General features: G+C 47.7%; 17 protein-coding genes and 1 tRNA gene. 7 read left to right on the top strand and 11 right to left on the bottom strand.

Annotation, left to right across the window (positions count from 1 at the left end; all coding sequences use genetic code 11):
- Positions 1–133: 133 nt before the first annotated feature.
- Together fmt and TBC1_RS15315 are read right to left on the bottom strand one after the other, a co-directional pair.
- Positions 134–1,102 (bottom strand): methionyl-tRNA formyltransferase, encoded by a 969-nt coding sequence (gene fmt, locus TBC1_RS15320; protein WP_062044799.1) that lies wholly within the window; start codon positions 1,100–1,102, stop codon positions 134–136.
- 112 nt (positions 1,103–1,214) lie between these two features.
- Positions 1,215–1,895 (bottom strand): tetratricopeptide repeat protein, encoded by a 681-nt coding sequence (locus TBC1_RS15315; RefSeq protein WP_062044797.1) that lies wholly within the window; start codon positions 1,893–1,895, stop codon positions 1,215–1,217.
- Between the two features lie 185 nt (positions 1,896–2,080).
- Between TBC1_RS15315 and TBC1_RS15310 the strand changes: the two genes are divergently transcribed.
- A complete protein-coding gene (locus TBC1_RS15310; RefSeq protein ID WP_062044795.1) occupies positions 2,081–2,335 on the top strand; it encodes a 30S ribosomal protein THX in 255 nt (84 codons plus the stop codon).
- A gap of 49 nt (positions 2,336–2,384) precedes the next feature.
- Here TBC1_RS15310 and murD read toward each other — a convergent pair whose 3' ends face one another.
- Together murD and TBC1_RS15300 are read right to left on the bottom strand one after the other, a co-directional pair.
- Positions 2,385–3,761, bottom strand: a complete 1,377-nt coding sequence (murD, locus tag TBC1_RS15305; protein WP_062044792.1) for a UDP-N-acetylmuramoyl-L-alanine--D-glutamate ligase — start codon at positions 3,759–3,761, stop codon at positions 2,385–2,387.
- Positions 3,758–5,134 carry a hypothetical protein gene (locus tag TBC1_RS15300; protein WP_062044790.1) on the bottom strand — a complete coding sequence of 459 codons (1,377 nt, stop codon included), beginning with the start codon at positions 5,132–5,134 and terminating at the stop codon, positions 3,758–3,760. Before TBC1_RS15300 ends, murD begins: the two co-directional genes overlap by 4 nt.
- Before the next feature lie 209 nt (positions 5,135–5,343).
- Here TBC1_RS15300 and TBC1_RS15295 point away from each other — a divergent pair, with 209 nt between their 5' ends.
- Positions 5,344–5,907, top strand: coding sequence for a YqgE/AlgH family protein (locus TBC1_RS15295; protein ID WP_062044788.1), 564 nt, complete (start codon positions 5,344–5,346; stop codon positions 5,905–5,907).
- On the opposite strand, the gene TBC1_RS15290 is transcribed toward TBC1_RS15295, so the two are convergent.
- Complete coding sequence (locus tag TBC1_RS15290; protein WP_062044786.1) at positions 5,904–6,524, bottom strand: rhomboid family intramembrane serine protease; 621 nt, start codon at positions 6,522–6,524, stop codon at positions 5,904–5,906. The two genes, TBC1_RS15295 and TBC1_RS15290, sit on opposite strands and share 4 nt — an antisense overlap.
- Before the next feature lie 10 nt (positions 6,525–6,534).
- Positions 6,535–7,350, bottom strand: a complete 816-nt coding sequence (locus TBC1_RS15285) for a hypothetical protein (protein WP_137305782.1) — start codon at positions 7,348–7,350, stop codon at positions 6,535–6,537.
- Between the two features lie 460 nt (positions 7,351–7,810).
- Here TBC1_RS15285 and TBC1_RS15280 point away from each other — a divergent pair, with 460 nt between their 5' ends.
- A complete protein-coding gene (locus TBC1_RS15280; RefSeq protein ID WP_137305780.1) occupies positions 7,811–9,307 on the top strand; it encodes a DUF5723 family protein in 1,497 nt (498 codons plus the stop codon).
- Here the strand turns inward: TBC1_RS15280 and TBC1_RS15275 are convergent.
- Both TBC1_RS15275 and TBC1_RS15270 read right to left on the bottom strand, forming a co-directional pair.
- Positions 9,304–10,536 carry an ABC transporter permease gene (locus TBC1_RS15275; protein WP_201781700.1) on the bottom strand — a complete coding sequence of 411 codons (1,233 nt, stop codon included), beginning with the start codon at positions 10,534–10,536 and terminating at the stop codon, positions 9,304–9,306. The two genes, TBC1_RS15280 and TBC1_RS15275, sit on opposite strands and share 4 nt — an antisense overlap.
- 26 nt (positions 10,537–10,562) lie before the next feature.
- The gene (locus tag TBC1_RS15270) at positions 10,563–11,333 is read right to left on the bottom strand and encodes a TIGR00266 family protein (RefSeq protein WP_062044780.1); all 771 of its coding nucleotides are present in this window, start codon (positions 11,331–11,333) and stop codon (positions 10,563–10,565) included.
- A 141-nt stretch (positions 11,334–11,474) separates the two neighbouring features.
- Here TBC1_RS15270 and TBC1_RS15265 point away from each other — a divergent pair.
- The 4 genes from TBC1_RS15265 to TBC1_RS15250 all read left to right on the top strand — a co-directional run bounded on the left by TBC1_RS15265 (position 11,475) and on the right by TBC1_RS15250 (position 14,908).
- A tRNA-His gene (locus TBC1_RS15265) sits at positions 11,475–11,548 on the top strand.
- A 170-nt stretch (positions 11,549–11,718) separates the two neighbouring features.
- The gene (locus tag TBC1_RS15260) at positions 11,719–12,180 is read left to right on the top strand and encodes a hypothetical protein (protein WP_062044778.1); all 462 of its coding nucleotides are present in this window, start codon (positions 11,719–11,721) and stop codon (positions 12,178–12,180) included.
- Between the two features lie 90 nt (positions 12,181–12,270).
- Positions 12,271–14,499, top strand: coding sequence for a TonB-dependent receptor (locus TBC1_RS15255; protein ID WP_062044776.1), 2,229 nt, complete (start codon positions 12,271–12,273; stop codon positions 14,497–14,499).
- A gap of 25 nt (positions 14,500–14,524) precedes the next feature.
- Complete coding sequence (locus TBC1_RS15250; RefSeq protein WP_062044773.1) at positions 14,525–14,908, top strand: heavy-metal-associated domain-containing protein; 384 nt, start codon at positions 14,525–14,527, stop codon at positions 14,906–14,908.
- A 44-nt stretch (positions 14,909–14,952) separates the two neighbouring features.
- Here TBC1_RS15250 and TBC1_RS15245 read toward each other — a convergent pair whose 3' ends face one another.
- Genes TBC1_RS15245 through TBC1_RS15235 form a run of 3 tightly spaced genes read right to left on the bottom strand, consistent with a single transcriptional unit; the run spans position 14,953 to position 17,056 of the window.
- Positions 14,953–15,447 (bottom strand): nuclear transport factor 2 family protein, encoded by a 495-nt coding sequence (locus TBC1_RS15245; protein WP_137305776.1) that lies wholly within the window; start codon positions 15,445–15,447, stop codon positions 14,953–14,955.
- 43 nt (positions 15,448–15,490) lie between these two features.
- On the bottom strand, positions 15,491–16,495 hold the full coding sequence (locus tag TBC1_RS15240) for a YhdH/YhfP family quinone oxidoreductase (RefSeq protein ID WP_062044769.1): 1,005 nt from the start codon (positions 16,493–16,495) through the stop codon (positions 15,491–15,493).
- A gap of 3 nt (positions 16,496–16,498) precedes the next feature.
- Positions 16,499–17,056 carry a thioredoxin family protein gene (locus tag TBC1_RS15235; RefSeq protein ID WP_062044767.1) on the bottom strand — a complete coding sequence of 186 codons (558 nt, stop codon included), beginning with the start codon at positions 17,054–17,056 and terminating at the stop codon, positions 16,499–16,501.
- Positions 17,057–17,483: the final 427 nt, after the last annotated feature.

Below are 17,483 nucleotides of genomic sequence, written 5' to 3'. Positions count from 1 at the left end.
ACCTAACGCAAATATAAGCTATTCCTGCCTAAAATCAAGTGTTTTAGGAAAAAACCTTTAAAAAAGTTAATAAAACCGGGAGTTTGTTAATAACTCGGGCTAAAAAAGGCTCTAAAATCAAGCAAAACCGGCGCTAAACCGCTTCAGAAGGGGTTTTGAAGACAATCCCGGTCGTTCTCAGCCCTCTTAAAAATTCACTGGCCTGCATGGCTTTTTTACCGGCCGGTTGAATGGTTATGATTTCTATATACTGATCGCTGCAGGCAACAAAGAGCCGGTTATCCGAAACAATTTTTGCATGACCCGGAGCGGTTCCGGCTATTTCACCGGTCAGGGCCGATCTGAGCACCTTTACTTCCCTGCCGGCAGTTTCTCCCTTGAGGAATGAAATAGCGCCGGGATAAGGGCTTAAACCGCGTATATGGTTATGGACATCCCCGGCGGTTTTATCCCAGCTGATGAAGCACTGTTCTCTGAAAATACGGGGAGCGTTTCTGAGGGGTTCATTGCTCACAGGCTGAGCAATAGGGGCGCATTTTCCTGAAGCTATATTTTCAATGGTTTTTATAACAAGCGCAGCTCCGGTCTCCTTCAGCCTGTCATGCAACTCACCGGCCGTTTCATCCGGACCAACAGTTAATTCCGACCTCAGAATGACTTTGCCGGTGTCAATGCCTTCATTGATGAAAAAGGTGGTAACTCCGGTAACGGTTTCCCCGTTCATGACAGCATGATTGATGGGGGCTGCTCCGCGGTACTGCGGCAGGAGGGAAGCATGAAGATTGAAACATCCCAGCGCCGGCAGCGACCACACCGCTTCAGGCAACTTCCTGAATGCGACAACCACGAAAAGATTTGCTCCCAGCTCTTTCAATTCAGCGATAAATAAAGGATCGTTCAGCTTTTCGGGCTGAAATACCCTGATACCATGCTCCAGGGCGTACTGCTTTACCGCTGACTGCCGGATTTTTAGCCCGCGCCCGGCTGGTTTGTCGGGAACCGTTACCACTCCTGAAACCTTGTAGCCCGATTCAACAATACGCTGCAGCGAAGCAACGGCGAATTCAGGCGTGCCCATAAATATTATATTGATGTCGTTCATACTGCCCGGGCTTGAGCGTTTAATAATTGCGAAATTACTGCTTTTCTGCGGATGGCCTTAAATAAAAACACCCGGTTGGTTTCCGGGTGTTTAAGTGTCTTTTGTCCGATGATTATTGTCCTTTAAGCCGGGCAATATATTTTTCAACATCCCTGGATTCGGCACTGCGCGGAAAATCTATACGGATTCGCTCATAAGCTTCAAGCGCTTTCTCAGTATTACCGGCTTCTTCGTAAGCCCAGGCTGCTTTCTGCAGGAAGAGGGGAGTGGTAAAGTCGTTAATATATGTGTCCGCTGCTTTCAGATAATAATCAGCCGCTTCTCCGGTTTTTCCAAGCTCCATGTATGCGTCACCGATTGCCCCTTTGGCCATCGGGAGAACCATGTTATCTTTAATTTTGAATTTCTGCAGGTGGCTGATGGCTTCTTCATACTGACCTTCGTTCAGGTAGATGATACCGGCATAATAGTGAGCAAGTTTTGCGGATCTGGTAATCCCGTAATCATCGATAATTCCCAAAAATCCCGGGTACATTCCGTCGCCGTTCAATGCAAGCTTCAGGGAGTCCATTTCAAAATATTTCTCAGCCATGAACATCTGCGATTGAGCTTCCTTTTCACGGGGCATCAGGTAGAAACGCTGAAAACCAAAATATGCTAAAACCAACAGCGCGATGGCACCTGCAATAATTCCGAGGAGTTTCTGATTTCTTTCAATAAAAACTTCTGATTTGCTGAGGGCTTCCTCAACGGCCATGATTTTTTCTTCTGTGTTGTCGGTCTTTTTTGCCATTGCTTTAAAAATTAGTCGCGCAAAAGTAAGGCTTTTTTTTTATTTGACAAAAGGGGATTTTTTCCGTTTAAGATATTGGTCCGTTTGCCGGTTGCATTTCATTTTAAACTGATTTCTTGACTGACTGGTGGATTTTTTATACTTTTACAAAATGAACTTCATAAACCAATTAAATAGCTGATATTATGGGAAAAGGAGACAAAAAGACCAGGCGTGGGAAAATCATCATGGGTTCCCATGGCGTTACAAGGCCAAAAAGAATCAGGAAAACCACTCCCCTGGCAGTTGCTGCAAAACCGGAGCCTGTTGCAGATGAACCCAAGGCTAAACCAAAGGCAGCGCCCAAAGTAGTGGTGAAAGATGCTGAACCTAAGCCCAAAACTGTTAAGAAGCCGAAAGTAACGGCAAAAGCGGATGACACAGCCGAACCCGGCGAATAAAAATATGTTGCTTTACCAGTCAGGCCTCCGGATTTATCCCGGGGGCTTTTTATTTTCTGCTTACCAACTCCTTGAACAACCTGCCCCGTTCTTCAAAGTTTTTGAAACGATCGTAACTCGAAGCCGCCGGGGAAAGCAGGCATACCCCTCCGGCCGGTGTGACTGATGCCGCCTTCTCAACCGCAAGGTCAAATTCGCTGATAAAAAAGGTTGAAGGATTGCACTTTTTAAACTGTCTGAGCAATCCTGAGATCCGTTCACCGGCGGGACCAGTCAGAATGATGTTTTTGATTCCGGATTTGCAGATAAAATCAGCCAGACCGGTGTAATCAATTCCTCTGTCATGCCCTCCGAGGATAAGGGTGTCAACGTTTTTCAGCGTGGCAACCGCTGCCATGGCAGCTTCGGGAATGGTGGAGATGGAATCATTGTAAAAAACCTTTCCTGAAAAGTTACCGACATATTCAATCCTGTGTTCCAAAGGTGTGAACGTGGCCACCCCTTCGGCAATGGCGGCAGACGGTATATTCATCATGCTGGCTGCAGAGGCGGCTGATATGATATTACGGAGATTATGGGTGCCAGCCAGTTTACATCCATGTTCTGAGGAAAGAAGGATCCTCTCCGCGCCGTTGTTTCTCAGTACAATGTGATTTCCGGATATTCCGGCGCCATCGCCGGGAAAATCACCGGTATAAACGGGGAACTTTCTGCCCGGAATGCGCAGTTCTTCCATGAGTTTCTGGATATTGACATCCGAGCCATCATAAAGAAATGCATCATTGAACTGCTGCTTCAGCGCGATCTGAAATTTTGCCAGCTGATAGTGCCTGAATGAAGCGTAATGATCGAGGTGCTCCTGGAAAAGGTTCAGCAGTATGCTTATCGCCGGGGCCCGGGTAATGTATTCAAGCTGGTGTGACGATAATTCACTGATAATCCTGGTTGCAGGTGTTATTTTGTCAGCAAGGTCAAAAAGCGGAACGCCGATGTTGCCGGCCAGCAGGGTGTCGCTGGTGTATGTCCGGATAATGTGGTGCAGCAGGCTCGAAGTGGTGCTTTTCCCTTTGGTACCCGTGATCCCTGCCATCCGGGGAGCATATGCCCGGAGAAAAAGATCGGTTTGCGAACTGATTCTGTCCGGATTAAATGAGACCCCGCTTTTATAAAGAGATATTCCCGGCGACTTGATGACCAGGTCGAAATGGTTAAGCCTGTCAAGGTATCCCGGTCCGGTGATGACGGTCAGTTTTTCATTATTCAGCTCCGGATGCTTATGCACAATCAAAGGATCGGCGTCAGCAACGGTAAGCGGCAGCTGCGGGCAGCACTGATTCAGCAACCTGAGCGTTGACTGCCCTTCGCGGCCATAACCGAGTATCAGCACCGATTTGCCGTTGGTGACTGACATTATCAGGCTTTTCATTGTAATGCTTCTTTTAGCAGGTTTAACAGTTTCGGCGGGACGCAGTGTTCTGAATTCAATGCACTGAAGTTTACTTCCGGATTAAAGCGTCCCCTGATTCCTTCATACCTTTCCAGCAGCAACGGCAATTCCTCCGGCCTGTGCTGTTGCAGCATCATCTGCAGGGCATTGTTTACCTCGTCAATTGTCCCGACGCACTCGAAAGGCTTGTTTTCGGCAATGCCGCACAGCTCGTCGAAAGTATCCTGCATTTCAGGATCATTGAGCATGTCGTGCCCCAGCATCCGTGCAGTTTTCCGGATGCCTGCGAAAGGCGAAAGGATGATGGATGTAAAAAGGCATTTCGGACATTTTCCGCACCAGCTGTCGGTTTTACTGCCGGCATTGCAACTCCTGAAAACCTTGTGATATTGTTTCAGGCCGGAAAAAATTTTAGCGATCTGAAGTTCACCCAGCGGCCGCAGGAAACTGAAGTAATTAAAGCCGGGTGAGATATAGTTGCTGCAATAATCCCTGAAAGCAGATTCAAACTCGAAGGATTTGGAATACTGATGATTGATTTTTGTCCCCGGAACGGTTGCCTCATTTGCACTGGATTCGTTCGAAAGGGCAATATGTCTGTAGCCTGAAAGCAGCGCGGCCATCAGGGTATAGAATGCCAGCATGGCTGAAAACGGGGTGTGGCCGTTCAGAAATCCCTGTTCATTGAGTTTCAGCAGTAAAGGGTCAATATTTCTTTGAATGGTGAAAATGTTGTCATTGGTGAAGCCTCCGGCTGTTGCGGAATGAACCGTTGCTCCCCTGGGATTCATGATCAGCGGCATGATGTTTCTGTTGCCCTGTTTCAGCAGTTCCAGCGTTACCACCGAATCTTTTCCGCCGCCCAGCGGGACAAGTATCCCCTCGCTCAGGTTTACGGGGAAAGATCTGAATTGATCAGTACCCTCAGGGATGATTTCAACAAAGGAGACGGCGTCAACTGAAAGTGAATTCATATAAAAGAATTCTCCCATTCCGTTGTAGTAGAGCTTTTTCCACCATTGAACCTGTTCAGATGTCAGAAAAGCCGGTTTTACCCGTATCACCGGGGCGCAACTGGCTTTCCAGTAACTGATCAGTTCAATCATCCCGATATTGAAAGCGATATTATTCAGCAATCCCGGTTGATTGATTGCATAATCCAGGGATTCCGGCTGCAGGTTTCGGACGGGGATGAACGCTGTGGGCCTGAAAGTGTATCCGGGCCCCAGGTTAAAGACAAATTCCATGTAAACACCTTCCGGAGTTACTTCCACGCTGAAATGTTGATATTCAAAAACGGGAAACTCCTCCCTGAGTCTCAGAAATAATTCTGAATGATCGGATTTTTGCATTTGTGGTGTGGTATGGAATTTGTAATTACCGTAATGTCTCCGTTTGCAAAATTAGTGAATAGGCCTGTTGTATTGGCCGGATAAACCGGAGATAAACGTTTTAATTGTTGCAGTTTGACCGGAAAATTGTTAAATTTGAAGAAAAGCAGACGAATTGACAGCCTGATTCCCGGACAACGAGCAATGACTAACAGTAAAAAAGTGAAACAATGGAACCAATCAAAATAAAACCTCTTGCCGGCCGGATACTGATCTCCGTGCCATTCCTGCAGGACTTTTATTTCCGGAAGTCTGTGGTTTTGCTTGCTGATCACAGTGAGGAAGGGTCATTCGGGATCATTATCAATAAGCCTGTAGATGTGAAATTAAGTGATGTAGCCGTTGATTTTGCCGGATTCGATGCACCGGTTTACCTGGGTGGTCCTGTTAAAACCGACAGTCTGTTCTTCATTCATACACGTCCCGACATCATTGATGATGGCGTTAAAATCCTTGAAGGATTGTATTGGGGCGGGAATATTGAAACCGTGAAGACCCTGATACGCGAGAAGCGCTTGAGCAGGGAAGATATCCGCTTCTTTGTCGGTTATGCCGGTTGGATGGCCAATCAGCTCGATCAGGAGCTGGAGGAAAACTCATGGGTGGTTTCGATGACCGACCTTAACCAGATTATAAAAACCAATCCTGTTGACCTGTGGAATCAAACCCTCAGGAAGCTTGGACGGGAGTATAAATTATGGGTCAATTACCCCCCTGATCCATTGATGAACTAAGCACCCGCAAAAGCGGCTATTTGCCTGATAAAACTCCCGATCAGTCCCGGTTTCAGCAGTATTGTAAAAACAAGTCCGAACAGCGCCCCCCAGAAATGGGCATCGTGCCCTATGTTGTCGTTTCCCTTTTTGGCCATATAAGCGGAATAGCCTAAGTAGAGCGCTCCGAAAATAAATGCCGGAATATCAACCGGAATAAAGATGAAACGGATGGGTGACAACGGATTAATCAGTATGGCGGCAAACACGACTGCAGCAACTGCTCCCGATGCCCCGACTGCCTGGTAAAACTGGTTGTCTTTATGTTTGGCAAAGGAGGGTACGGATGAGAAAAGAATACCTCCGGCATAAAGAAGAATGAAGAAGTAATAAGCTTTTAAGCCGAAAATCACGGAGTAATAATGCTCAACGGCTTTGCCAAAGGAGAACAATACAAACATATTTACTGCCAGATGCACCCAGTCGGCGTGCACAAACCCGTGTGTGATAAAGCGGTAACCCTGCCGGTGGTTATTGATCATAAACGGGCTGAAGAGCAACCTGCCGAAAAAGCGGGGATCATTGAATGCAAGCAGCGAAATCACTGCCGTGATTACAATAATGATGATGGTTATCATGGAGTCAGGCTTATTGCGGCATTGCTGTATGGTCAATTTCTGATCCCAGCATGCTGTGGGGAATCATATAAACCAGGAAGAGTACAATAGCCGCAACAAGGGCCCAGCCTCTTTTTTCCGGATTTTTCCAAAGCATATACAAAGCCAGGAGCCAGAAAATAAATGCTACCGCTGTTTTATTGTCAGTCATGTCCCCGAACTTGAAAATACCCTGCATCGGCCATCCGGTCCAGTAGGCGCCGAATGCAAATTTCTGCATAACCGGACCCAGAAACAGCCCGCCGATAAGTAAAAAAATGGTGGTGAACAATGTGTACGTGAATGTCCGGCTTCCCCTGGCGATTACTTCAATCCCTGTTCTGGTCGAAAACAGCATGGCAAGGAACATCAGCAGAATATGCGGCAGCAGTACATAGGCCGGCACATGTCCTTTAAACCGGATGATTACCGGCTCTTCGGTCAGCTCAACGGTATTGGTGCCGTCTGTCAGTTTTATCATGTATTCTACCTTACCGGCAGGTGGCTGGTGCGGAACATATGCCACCAGCTTCCCACCCATATTTACCATCGACACTTCCGTCCATTCGTCGTAACTTTTGAATCGCTTGTAGGTGAAGATCCCTTTTATTTTTCCGGTTGGTTCATCAATGCTGATTTCTGCATTATCAGGACCCCCGTAAGTGCGGATCAGTTTATATTTTATTGTTTCATAGCCGAGCTGAACTTTTCCTCTGATGGGGTAAGTTGGTCCTGTAGTACGCTGATAATAGGCAGAACCAAGTGTAAGGATCAGGGCAGCGATCCAAAGTATGACATTCTTCATCATATAATACGATTTGTTTTTGTCTCTTGCACCCACCATAAACCAGTGACAGCTGCAAATTCCTTGCAATGTTAGTAAAATTTTCTGACATGTCAGGAATTGCATATTTCCGGGTTATGCTGAAATCGGACAGAACGGCTGCTCTTGAGAAAGCGATTATGCTTTCGTGAGAAATGCCTGCAAAACAACGCATTTGCTTCTTCTTTCTGCAAGTTGAAGCGGTGACCAGGGTGCTTCTTTCTGTTAAATGCCTTTAACATACCGGGGCTGCAATAAGTGCTGCTATACCCGGAAGTATGCATTTGTCATGCTGAAATAATAATTCTTATGGTTGAGCGTTTATTCGTGAAGTGTTAAAATCGGGGAATTTTGATTTGATGTTTTGCCAATTGTTATAACTTTGGCATTCTTTTTACTAACCGGCACTTTCAGGGATTATGTGCTGTTACAATAACCTCATTACGTGCTCAGACTCAGGATTTCGCTATATCTTCTGCCTGTAATACTGGCTTTCTCCGGATATGTTCGCGCCCAGGAGATGAATGGGTTCGTACACAGTAATTATTCCGGCATCACAGGTAGTCTGATCAATCCCACTTCCATTCTCAATTCCAAACTTTATCTTGATATTAACCTTGTCGGCATTCATCTGAATGTTGACAACAATTATATATTTCTGGCAAAGGATGAATACCGGTTTAGCCGTTTTCTGGAACCGGATCCCGTTTTTCCGGAACATATAGAGGAGGTTTCAGGCGATTCAAGGAACTTTTACGATTTGTATAATACAGATCATAAAAATGCATTCTCCCAGGTGAGGATTATAGGGCCTTCTGCCATGTTTGCACTTGGCAGTCAGGCATTTGGTATTTCTACCGGGTACAGGGTGCTTGCTTCGGGACACCGGATTCCCTATGATCTGGCCAAGTTTGCCGTTGAAGGGCTGGATTATTATCCGCAGCAGCGGATCAATTATATCAATCAAAACGATTTCAGGGCCGCCGCCATGGCTTTTGCCGAGGTTTCGGGCACCTATTCAGCCATCATTTACCGGCGCAACCGCGAACACTGGACTGCCGGGATTACGCTGAAAGGGTTGTTCGGGACCGGAGGGGCATACGGCTATGCTGACAATATAGATTATGTAATCCCCAACTCCGATACCATTATAGTAAATAACGTCAATGGATCTTTGGGAATGTCCCTTCCGGTTGATTATCGTAATAATGACGTCTTGCTTCCTGAAAATCTGATCCAGGGAAGCGGCTTTGGTGTTGACCTGGGAATTACCTATCAGAAAAAGATGCAGGGGCACTCCACCAAGGTTTACTCTGCTCCCTGCGAGATTCCATACCAGCCATATCTGTTCCGCCTGGGTATTTCGTTACTTGATCTGGGTAGGGTCACATTCCGCAAGAATACGCAATGGATGGAGATGCAGGATGCTTCAGCGAACTGGTACGATGTGCGGGATAATGATTATAATTCACTCGATGAGTTATTCAGAACAATAAGTTATGAGTTCTCCGGGGATTCCACCCGGCTGATCGATGAAAGCAGTTTTTCCGTTTCGCTCCCCACGGCTGTCAGTTTACAGGCGGATTTCAAGGTCATCAAAGATTTTTATGTCAACAGCTCCCTGGTTCATCCTTTGGTTCTGCAGGATGCCGCGGTGGTGCGCCCCTCGCAGCTCTCTGTGACGCCCCGTTATGAAAACCGCTTTTTTGAGCTGGCTGTCCCATTTACCCTTTATAATTACCGATATCCCCGCCTGGGCCTGAGTGCCCGGTTTTACAGGTTCATCATCGGCACCGACAAACTGGGTGGTTTTTTCGGGATGAATGACTTCAAGGGCCTTGACCTCTATATTATGGTCAAACTGCAGTTTGAAAGGGGCAATTGCAGGAACTTCAACAAAAAATACGGATGCGGCAACCTGGAATACCTTCAGCAGTATTAAACCGTTGTCGTTGTTTTTACATCCAGGGCGTCGCGTAATCCATTCCCGATCAGCATAAAGGCCAGCACCAGTATCATGATGCACATTCCCGGAAGAATGGCAAGCCATGGGTTATCCAGGATGATGTAGGAATAGTTTTCCCTGATCATGGTTCCCCATGAGGGCATGGGCGGCTGAACGCCTATGCCCAGGAAGCTGAGTCCGGCTTCAATCAGAATAGCCGAAGCGAAATTGGCCGCCGAGATAACAATTACCGGGCCCATAGCATTGGGCAGAATATGCCGGGCAATGATCCGGCCATTTTTGAACCCGAGGGCGCGCGCTGCCTCCACGAACTCTTTTTCCCTCAGGCTGAGAATCTGCCCCCTGACCACCCGTGCCACTTCCACCCACATCGTTAATCCGACAGCAATAAAAACCTGCCAGAACCCTTTGCCCAGCACAAAAGTAATGGCGATTACAAGCAGAATGGTCGGAATTGACCAGATGACATTGATAAACCATATTATCAAGTCGTCAACCCATCCCCTGAAAAAGCCGGCCAGGGCGCCCAGCAGAATGCCCAGCAACAGGGAGATTATCACAGAGATAAGCCCGACGGACAAGCTGACCCTTGTTCCTATGAGCAACTGGCTCAGTATATCCCTGCCTAAACGATCGGTGCCTAACAGGTAATGCCTGCTTATGATATGATGCTGAATGATTTCATTTTGTAAGGTCAGGCTGTCATCTCCGATTATTTTTCCGCGCAGATCGGGCAAGCCGGTCCGGAATGATAACTTTCCGTCTTGCGAAGGAAGGGCGTAAAGTACATCCTGAATCAGATATTCGTAAGTAATTGTATTGGAGTCTCCGGATCTGTCATAGGCGGACAGGATGATTTTCCCGTTTTCGAAGCAGTAATCATTGAACGGGATATAACTGTAAGCGTTCTTACAGCCATAAAGCCATCTTTCTGTCAGCGGGCAACGATTTTCAGGTTCGTTTGCGGTGACCTTCAGCATTGAAACGGAAAATCCCGGTTTTTGTGCAGCAATTTCAAGGTGTTGTTCATTGGCAAATGGGCTGCTGTCGGGGGTAATGAGGTATCCCAGCAAAGCGGTCAAAACTGCGGCTGCAATGATTCCTGCAGAAATCATTGCCGTATTGTTTTTCAAAAGGTTCTGTAGCGCTTTACGCGAGAGCGAGCCTTCGGGCAGTTTTGACGGACGTCCGGGAAAAAGTTTCACAGCAATGATTTTAGTCTGCAGCGCTCTTAATATGACTTGTCGCCTCCAAGAATACCGCCGATAATTGAGCCGCCGATTCCGCCCCCGCCCCTGCTTTCTCCGCGGTTTGTCCCCGATGCGGTTATAATACGGTCGGCCAGGCGCGAGAAGGGCAGGCTCTGGAGGTACACCAGCCCGGTGCCGGTGAGTTTAACCAGGAACAACCCTTCGCCTCCGAACAACGCATTTTTAAAGCCGCCGATAAACCTGATATCGTAGTTGACCGAAGGGTGGAAAGCCACCAGACAACCGGTATCCGCATGCAATACCTCTCCGGGCTGCAATACACGGCTTACAATGGTGCCGCCTGCATGAATGAACGCCAGGCCGTCGCCTGACAGACGCTGCAGGATAAAGCCCTCGCCTCCGAAAAGGCCGGCGCCGATTTTTTTTGTGAAGGCGATGTCGATATCTATTCCCCTGGCTGCACAGAGAAATGCATCTTTCTGGCAAAGAAATTCGCCGCCAAGCCTGCCCAGATCGACCGGTATAATTTTACCGGGGTAGGGCGCCCCGAATGCAATTCTTCTTTTTGCGTTGCTGTTATTGAGGAAAGTAGTAATAAAGAAGCCGTCGCCGGTCAGCATCCGCTTGAATCCTTTGAAAAGGCCCCCGCCTGTGCCGGTTTGCATCTCAATGCCATCGTCCATATAAGTCATGGCACCAGCCTCGGCCCGGACACCCTCCATCGGATCAAGTTCAACTTCCACAAGTTGCATGTCATCGCCAATAATCCTGTATTCAATGATATCTGTCATATTCCCTGATATTAGTCGTTATAATGGTCTCAGGCAAATTTAACAAGAAATGGCTGTACACGGGGGGATGTCAAAAAAATCTTTCCAAAATGTATCACAAATAAGGAAAAAGTATTACTTTTGCCCCACTTTTGTAAAACGGTGAGTGTAGCTCAGTCGGTTAGAGCATCAGATTGTGGTTCTGAGGGTCGTGGGTTCGAATCCCATCATTCACCCAAAAAATGGCTGGTTTATCCGGCCTTTTTTTTTGGATGCTCCATGCCGTTTTCATTGATATTAGCGGATTAGGATAAATCCTTGTGGCCAGGGGCAAATGTTAAATTTTTCATAAACTTTTTATAAGCGGGATTGCAATGATTATTTTTGTACCCGTTAAAGAAATGCAATGATCCGGTACCTGAAAAATATGGCTATAATGCTGATGCTGGCAGCCTTTCTGCTTCCGGCATCCGGTATGCTTGTTTTTATGCACCATTGCCGTGCCATGGGTACCCTTCAACTCAGCATTGACGGATCCAACTCCTGCTGCCATTCACACCAGGGCCTTTACATGGCTCCTGCCCCGGATTTATGTGAGCTGGCTTCTGCTGCTGACGGGAGTTGCTCCCATAAGGCCCATTTTTCAAAGCAGTCCTGCTGTGAAGATGGCCGGATTTATCTGAAAATCATCGATAATTATCTTTCTGCCTCCGGGCCCTTATTTCAAAAAGATATAACTGAAATTGAGCTATCCGGACTTCCCGGATCATCAATCCTGACTGCCGTTTCATTGCCGTTAACTTCACTGGACGCTCCCGATCCGCCCGGCAATGATACCTGGCTGAAAGTTTCTTCACTTCGTTTATAGCGGTGGCTGCTTGCTGCCCGGAGCCTGTTTTCCGGCGCTCCTACCTGAATATTGCTATAAAAACTACTCGGAAACGAAGAAACGAATACCATGAAAACTTTTATTTCGGCAGTGCTGGTTGCATTGCTATTTCACGCAAGCCTGGCTTCCGGCCAGAAACCCGTTAACGGTAAGGTTACTTCCACCGAACCGGATGGAAAATCAGTTCCGCTGCCCTATGCCAATGTCTATTGGTCAGGCACGCAGGAAGGGACTGTTGCGGATGAAAACGGAAGATTCAGCCTGGAAAGGAAATTTGCGGGACCTGCAAAGCTTGTAGTGAGTTTTGTAGGATACCTGAACGATACCTTGCTTGTTGAGCCCGGCAGGAATTCGGTACAGATCAACCTGAAGAAAGGCGCCGAACTTGCCGAAGTGGAGATCAGGGAGCGCATGGCCGGAAGTTTCATCTCTTCCATCAAACCAATTAAGACTGAGGTAATTACCACTGCCGGTCTGCAGAAACTGGCCTGCTGCAACCTATCCGAAAGCTTTGAGAATAATGCCACCGTGGATGTAGGCTTTTCGGATGCCGTTACGGGTGCCAGGCAGATACAAATGCTTGGCCTTGCCGGAATCTACAGCCAGCTGATGGTCGAGAATATCCCCTTCACCCGTGGCCTGGGCTCTGCTTTCGGGCTTACCTACATTCCGGGAACCTGGATGGAGTCTATCCAGATTTCGAAGGGCACTTCTTCGGTGGTGAACGGCTATGAATCAACCACCGGGCAGATCAATGCTGAACTTAGAAAACCCTGGGATTCAGAAAAATTTTTCCTGAATGTTTATGCCAACAACGAGGGCCGGGCTGAAGTCAATGCCCATGCAACGCATGTGCTGAAGGAAGATGTCCTCAGCACAATGGTGCTGGCCCATGCATCCACCCAGATGAGCCGGATTGATATGAATGACGACGGATTCCTGGACCAGCCTTTATCCCGGCATGTAAATGTGTCGAACCGCTGGAGCTACGAAAAGCATGGAGTTACCGAGTCAAAGTTCGGCTTTAACTTTCTTTACGATGAGCGGGACGGAGGGCAACTGACAAAACTCAGCAGTGATGAAGCGGTTCAGAACGGAGATTATGTGATGAAGCTTGTTACCCGCCGGGCACAACTCTATGATAAAACCGGTTTTATATTCCGGAACCTGCCGAATACAAGCCTTGGTTTGATATTCAGTGGTTTATATCACGAGCAGGAGTCTGTATTCGGACGAAACGAATACAATGCACGCCAGCTGGGCTTTTATGGCAATGCCATTTTCCAGTCGCAGATCGGCAACGAAGCGCATATTTATAATGCCGGCGTAAGCCTGATGTACGATGATTATGATGAGGCTTTTGCAGATTCAACCTTCGACCGGTTCGAATCTGTGCCGGGGATTTTTGCGCAGTATACTTACAATCCGGACGAAAAACTAAGCATTATAGCCGGTTTGCGCGTGGATTATCACAACAGGTACGGCACATTGGTGACGCCCCGTTTTCACTTCAAGGTGAATTTGTTTGAAAAAACCGTGCTCCGCGGCTCAGCGGGCAAAGGATACCGCAGCGCGTCCGTGCTGGCTGAAAATACCGGCATGCTTGTAAGTGCGCGGCAACTCGTTTTCAGGGAGGATTTCAGGATGGAAGAAGCCTGGAATTACGGATTAAACCTCACGCAGACCATTGCACTCAGCGAGAAGCGTGACCTGGTGTTGTCGGCCGACTTTTACCGGACAGATTTTGTCAACCAGGTAATCATTGACCTGGATCAGTCGTACGACCGGATTGTACTTTACAATCTTGATGGCAATTCCTATTCCAACAGTTTTCAGGTGAATGCCGAAGCTGCCCTGTTCGAAGGCTTTGACGTAACCGCGGCGTACAGGCTGAATGATGTAAGGGTTACCACTGCAGGAGAGCTGCACGAACGGCCGTTGGTCAGCCGCCATAAGGGACTCTTTACCATGTCCTATGCAACCCGCTTCGAAAAATGGAAGTTTGACTTTACCGGCCAGTATCACGGACGTACCCGTTTGCCGCTGGGTGTACCGCACCTGGAGCATGCCGGATATGGTACATATTCTCCGGATTATATAACCATTCACACCCAGATTACCCGGAAGTTCAAAAAGTGGGATGCCTACCTGGGGGTGGAGAATCTGACCAATTTCATGCAGCATCATCCTGTTCTGCAGGCGGATAGTCCTTTTGAAAGTGGTTTTGATGCAGGCATGATCTGGGGCCCCATACTCGGGCGGATGTTTTACGCCGGCATCAGGTACAGTATTCAATAAATCATTAACCGCAAAAATTTACGTTATGAAAAAAGAGAAAAATTTCAGCAAGGTGATGCTGGTACTGCTTGCAGCATTGATCTCAGGTTACGTTGCTGCACAGGAACCGAAAAACACTCAGATAGAAATCAGGGTTTCATCCCAGTGCAGTATGTGTAAAGAAACCATCGAACGAACCCTCGCCTTTGAGAAAGGGGTGGTAAAGGCAAATCTGGACCTGGAAACGGATGTGGTAACGGTGGTTTACAAGGCCGCCCGGACAACGCCTGAAAAGATCAGGGAAGCCATCTCCAAAGCCGGATATGATGCGGACGACGTTGCCGCGGATCCCAAAGCATACAATGATTTGCCTGATTGCTGCAAGAAGCCTGAAGATCAGCAATACGATCATTCAGGGCATAAGCACTGAGATTGCTTTAAGCAAATCAGGATAACAGGCCGGGCGTTGTTCTGTTACCTGTTATTATTATCAGCCGGGGCGGATAAATGGGTATGAATAATCACCCATTTTCCGTCTCTTTTTTCGAGGAAACCGGAGAAACGGAGGTCGCTGTACTCGTAGGATTTGTCGCCTATGGTATAGTTGTATTGCAGTATTTCGGAAAACCAGCCTGATTCGCAGGAGGGATGCACGTATATGTCAAGGTCACGTGCAGCGATAAAGGTATCCTCAAATCTTTCGAACTGTGAAGCGAAAGTTTGTTTAACAGCTTCAAAGCCCCTGATGATATCGCGCCTCTCGGTGCCCAGGCTGAGAACCGCTGAATCATTGGCCCACAATTCTTCAATCATGGATATGTTCTTTGCTTCGTTTGCGATCACATACTTCTGAAGAGCCAGTTTAATCGCATCTTTTTCAGCGGCAACATCGCAAACGGGTTGCTCGTTTCTGTTACAGGCCGAAGCCAGTAAAAGCAGAATTACCGGGATTATCCTGATTTTTTTCATGGCAAAATGATTTGAAATGATCAATGATTCACCGTAAAGTTAATCAATCTTTTAAGTTAATGTACACCCTGCCCCTGATTTTTCCTTCGAGCAGCAGGTGAATGTGTTTGGGCAACGCTTCCAGGCTGATTCCAAGGCTGATCTGGTCAAGGGCTTCCGGACGCCACTCATCGGCCAGCTTTTTCCACACCTGTTTTCTCAGCTCCATGGGACAGGTGGCTGAATCAATGCCCAGCAGATTCACCCCGTTTAGGATAAAAGGATAAACATTAACAGACAACTCGAATGAAGCTGCGTTGCCGCATACGGCCACATTGCCGTGCGCCTGGCATGCCCTGATGGCAGTGGAAAGGATGTTGCCGCCCACCGTGTCGATAACCCCTGCCCAGCGCTGACGGAGGAGCAGTTTCCCGCTATGGTCGTTCACCTGTTCCCTGTCAATGACCTGAGCGGCGCCGATTGATTTAAAATATTCGTGTGCTGAAGTTTTGCCCGTGGCTGCAATCACCTCATATCCTGTCCTGGACAGGATATTTATGGCGAGGCTTCCGAGTCCTCCGCCTGCACCTGTTACCAGTACCGGCCCATTGCCCGGCCTTTGTCCGTTCATTTCCATTTTATACAATGCCAGTGCGGCAGTGAAGCCCGCCGTGCCCAGCATCATGCTCTCGCGCATACCAAGGCCCTCCGGAAGGGGCATCACCCAGGCTGCAGGTACCTGTATGTACTGACCGAAGCCCCCGGGCGTATTCATGCCCAGATCATAGCCGCATACCAGCACCAGATCCCCTTTTTTAAATGATTGATCCGCTGAGTAAACCACAGTACCGCAGGCATCTATACCGGGCGTATGCGGGTAGTTGCGGGTAACCCCGCGGTTACCGGTTGCCGAAAGTGCGTCTTTGTAATTTAATGATGAATATTCCACCCTGATCAGCACTTCGTGGGCAGGCAGGGAATCCAGTGACACTTCTTTCAGCAAAGGCCTGATATTGCCTGAAGAATTTTCTTCAGCCCGGATGGCTTTGAAAGTTTCGGGAATTACCATAAATCACTTTGGTTTTGATTGTACAAACTCGCCCCAGCTCATCTTTTTGTAATGTTCATCCCCGTAAAACTTCAGAACCGGCAACAGATCTGCGGCCGACAGGTAACCTTTGAGTTTAAAGGTCCAGTCGCTCGCTTTGTCCAGTATAACGTAGGAGGGATAGAGTTTTTCGTTTTTCAGCAGGGCAAGGGCTAACTTATGGGTTGAGCGGGATTTGTCAGGATTGGGATTGATGAATTCCTGTTCTTTGAAAACAACAGCCTCTTTTTGCTCAGCATTGAATTTGACTGCGTAGTACCTTTTGTTGATGTAGGCCGCAATCTCAGGATCTGCAAACGTTTCTGCATCCATCTTTTTGCACCAGCCGCACCAGTCGGTGTAAATGTCCACAAAGACCATTTTCGGCTTCTTTTTATTCAGCTTCATGGCTTCTTCGAAACTGATCCAACGGATGGATTCACTCTTTTTGCCTGCCGGAGGAGCTTGCTGCGCTGTGGCTCCGGGCTGGATTGTCAGAATTGTAAGCGCAGCCGCAAATAAACTGAACAGGGATTTAGTCATTGTTATCGGACTTTTACAGGAAAATAGTCATTTTTTGTGAGCAGAACTGAGAACTATGGGGTTGAAAGGACAGGGTTACGCTGCCGGGATTTAAAAATACAAACAAAGTATGCTGCAATAACCGTTGCCGGACATTTTTTGTTCGCCGGACCCCGGAGGGGTCGAATGTTTATTTTCACTGTCCTTCTTTCAGATATGGGGATTTTTTCCGGAGAAAGATGATACTTATTCCTTCCTCCGGCCGGAATGACTGATGGTTAACCGCCCCCGGTCCCGGCCCACCCGCCTGAAAACAATATCATTCCGAACCAGGATTTGCGGGGTCGGAATCTTTGAATAAATTACCGGATACCAATGATAACAGACATACGACCCCTCTGGGGTCGGACATCTTCTTCTCCACATTTTTCTATACACCTATGACCCC

Source organism: Lentimicrobium saccharophilum, from assembly GCF_001192835.1.
Taxonomy (GTDB): Bacteria; Bacteroidota; Bacteroidia; order Bacteroidales; family Lentimicrobiaceae; genus Lentimicrobium; species Lentimicrobium saccharophilum.
This window is presented reverse-complemented; position numbering and strand designations above follow the sequence as displayed.

What these genes read in the sequence shown, in the direction of transcription:
- fmt (WP_062044799.1), bottom strand. Translation starts at nt 1,102, where the DNA reads ATGAACGACATCAATATAATATTTATGGGCACGCCTGAATTCGCCGTT.
- TBC1_RS15315 (WP_062044797.1), bottom strand. Translation starts at nt 1,895, where the DNA reads ATGGCAAAAAAGACCGACAACACAGAAGAAAAAATCATGGCCGTTGAG.
- TBC1_RS15310 (WP_062044795.1), top strand. Translation starts at nt 2,081, where the DNA reads ATGGGAAAAGGAGACAAAAAGACCAGGCGTGGGAAAATCATCATGGGT.
- murD (WP_062044792.1), bottom strand. Translation starts at nt 3,761, where the DNA reads ATGAAAAGCCTGATAATGTCAGTCACCAACGGCAAATCGGTGCTGATA.
- TBC1_RS15300 (WP_062044790.1), bottom strand. Translation starts at nt 5,134, where the DNA reads ATGCAAAAATCCGATCATTCAGAATTATTTCTGAGACTCAGGGAGGAG.
- TBC1_RS15295 (WP_062044788.1), top strand. Translation starts at nt 5,344, where the DNA reads ATGGAACCAATCAAAATAAAACCTCTTGCCGGCCGGATACTGATCTCC.
- TBC1_RS15290 (WP_062044786.1), bottom strand. Translation starts at nt 6,524, where the DNA reads ATGATAACCATCATCATTATTGTAATCACGGCAGTGATTTCGCTGCTT.
- TBC1_RS15285 (WP_137305782.1), bottom strand. Translation starts at nt 7,350, where the DNA reads ATGATGAAGAATGTCATACTTTGGATCGCTGCCCTGATCCTTACACTT.
- TBC1_RS15270 (WP_062044780.1), bottom strand. Translation starts at nt 11,333, where the DNA reads ATGACAGATATCATTGAATACAGGATTATTGGCGATGACATGCAACTT.
- TBC1_RS15260 (WP_062044778.1), top strand. Translation starts at nt 11,719, where the DNA reads ATGATCCGGTACCTGAAAAATATGGCTATAATGCTGATGCTGGCAGCC.
- TBC1_RS15255 (WP_062044776.1), top strand. Translation starts at nt 12,271, where the DNA reads ATGAAAACTTTTATTTCGGCAGTGCTGGTTGCATTGCTATTTCACGCA.
- TBC1_RS15250 (WP_062044773.1), top strand. Translation starts at nt 14,525, where the DNA reads ATGAAAAAAGAGAAAAATTTCAGCAAGGTGATGCTGGTACTGCTTGCA.
- TBC1_RS15245 (WP_137305776.1), bottom strand. Translation starts at nt 15,447, where the DNA reads ATGAAAAAAATCAGGATAATCCCGGTAATTCTGCTTTTACTGGCTTCG.
- TBC1_RS15240 (WP_062044769.1), bottom strand. Translation starts at nt 16,495, where the DNA reads ATGGTAATTCCCGAAACTTTCAAAGCCATCCGGGCTGAAGAAAATTCT.
- TBC1_RS15235 (WP_062044767.1), bottom strand. Translation starts at nt 17,056, where the DNA reads ATGACTAAATCCCTGTTCAGTTTATTTGCGGCTGCGCTTACAATTCTG.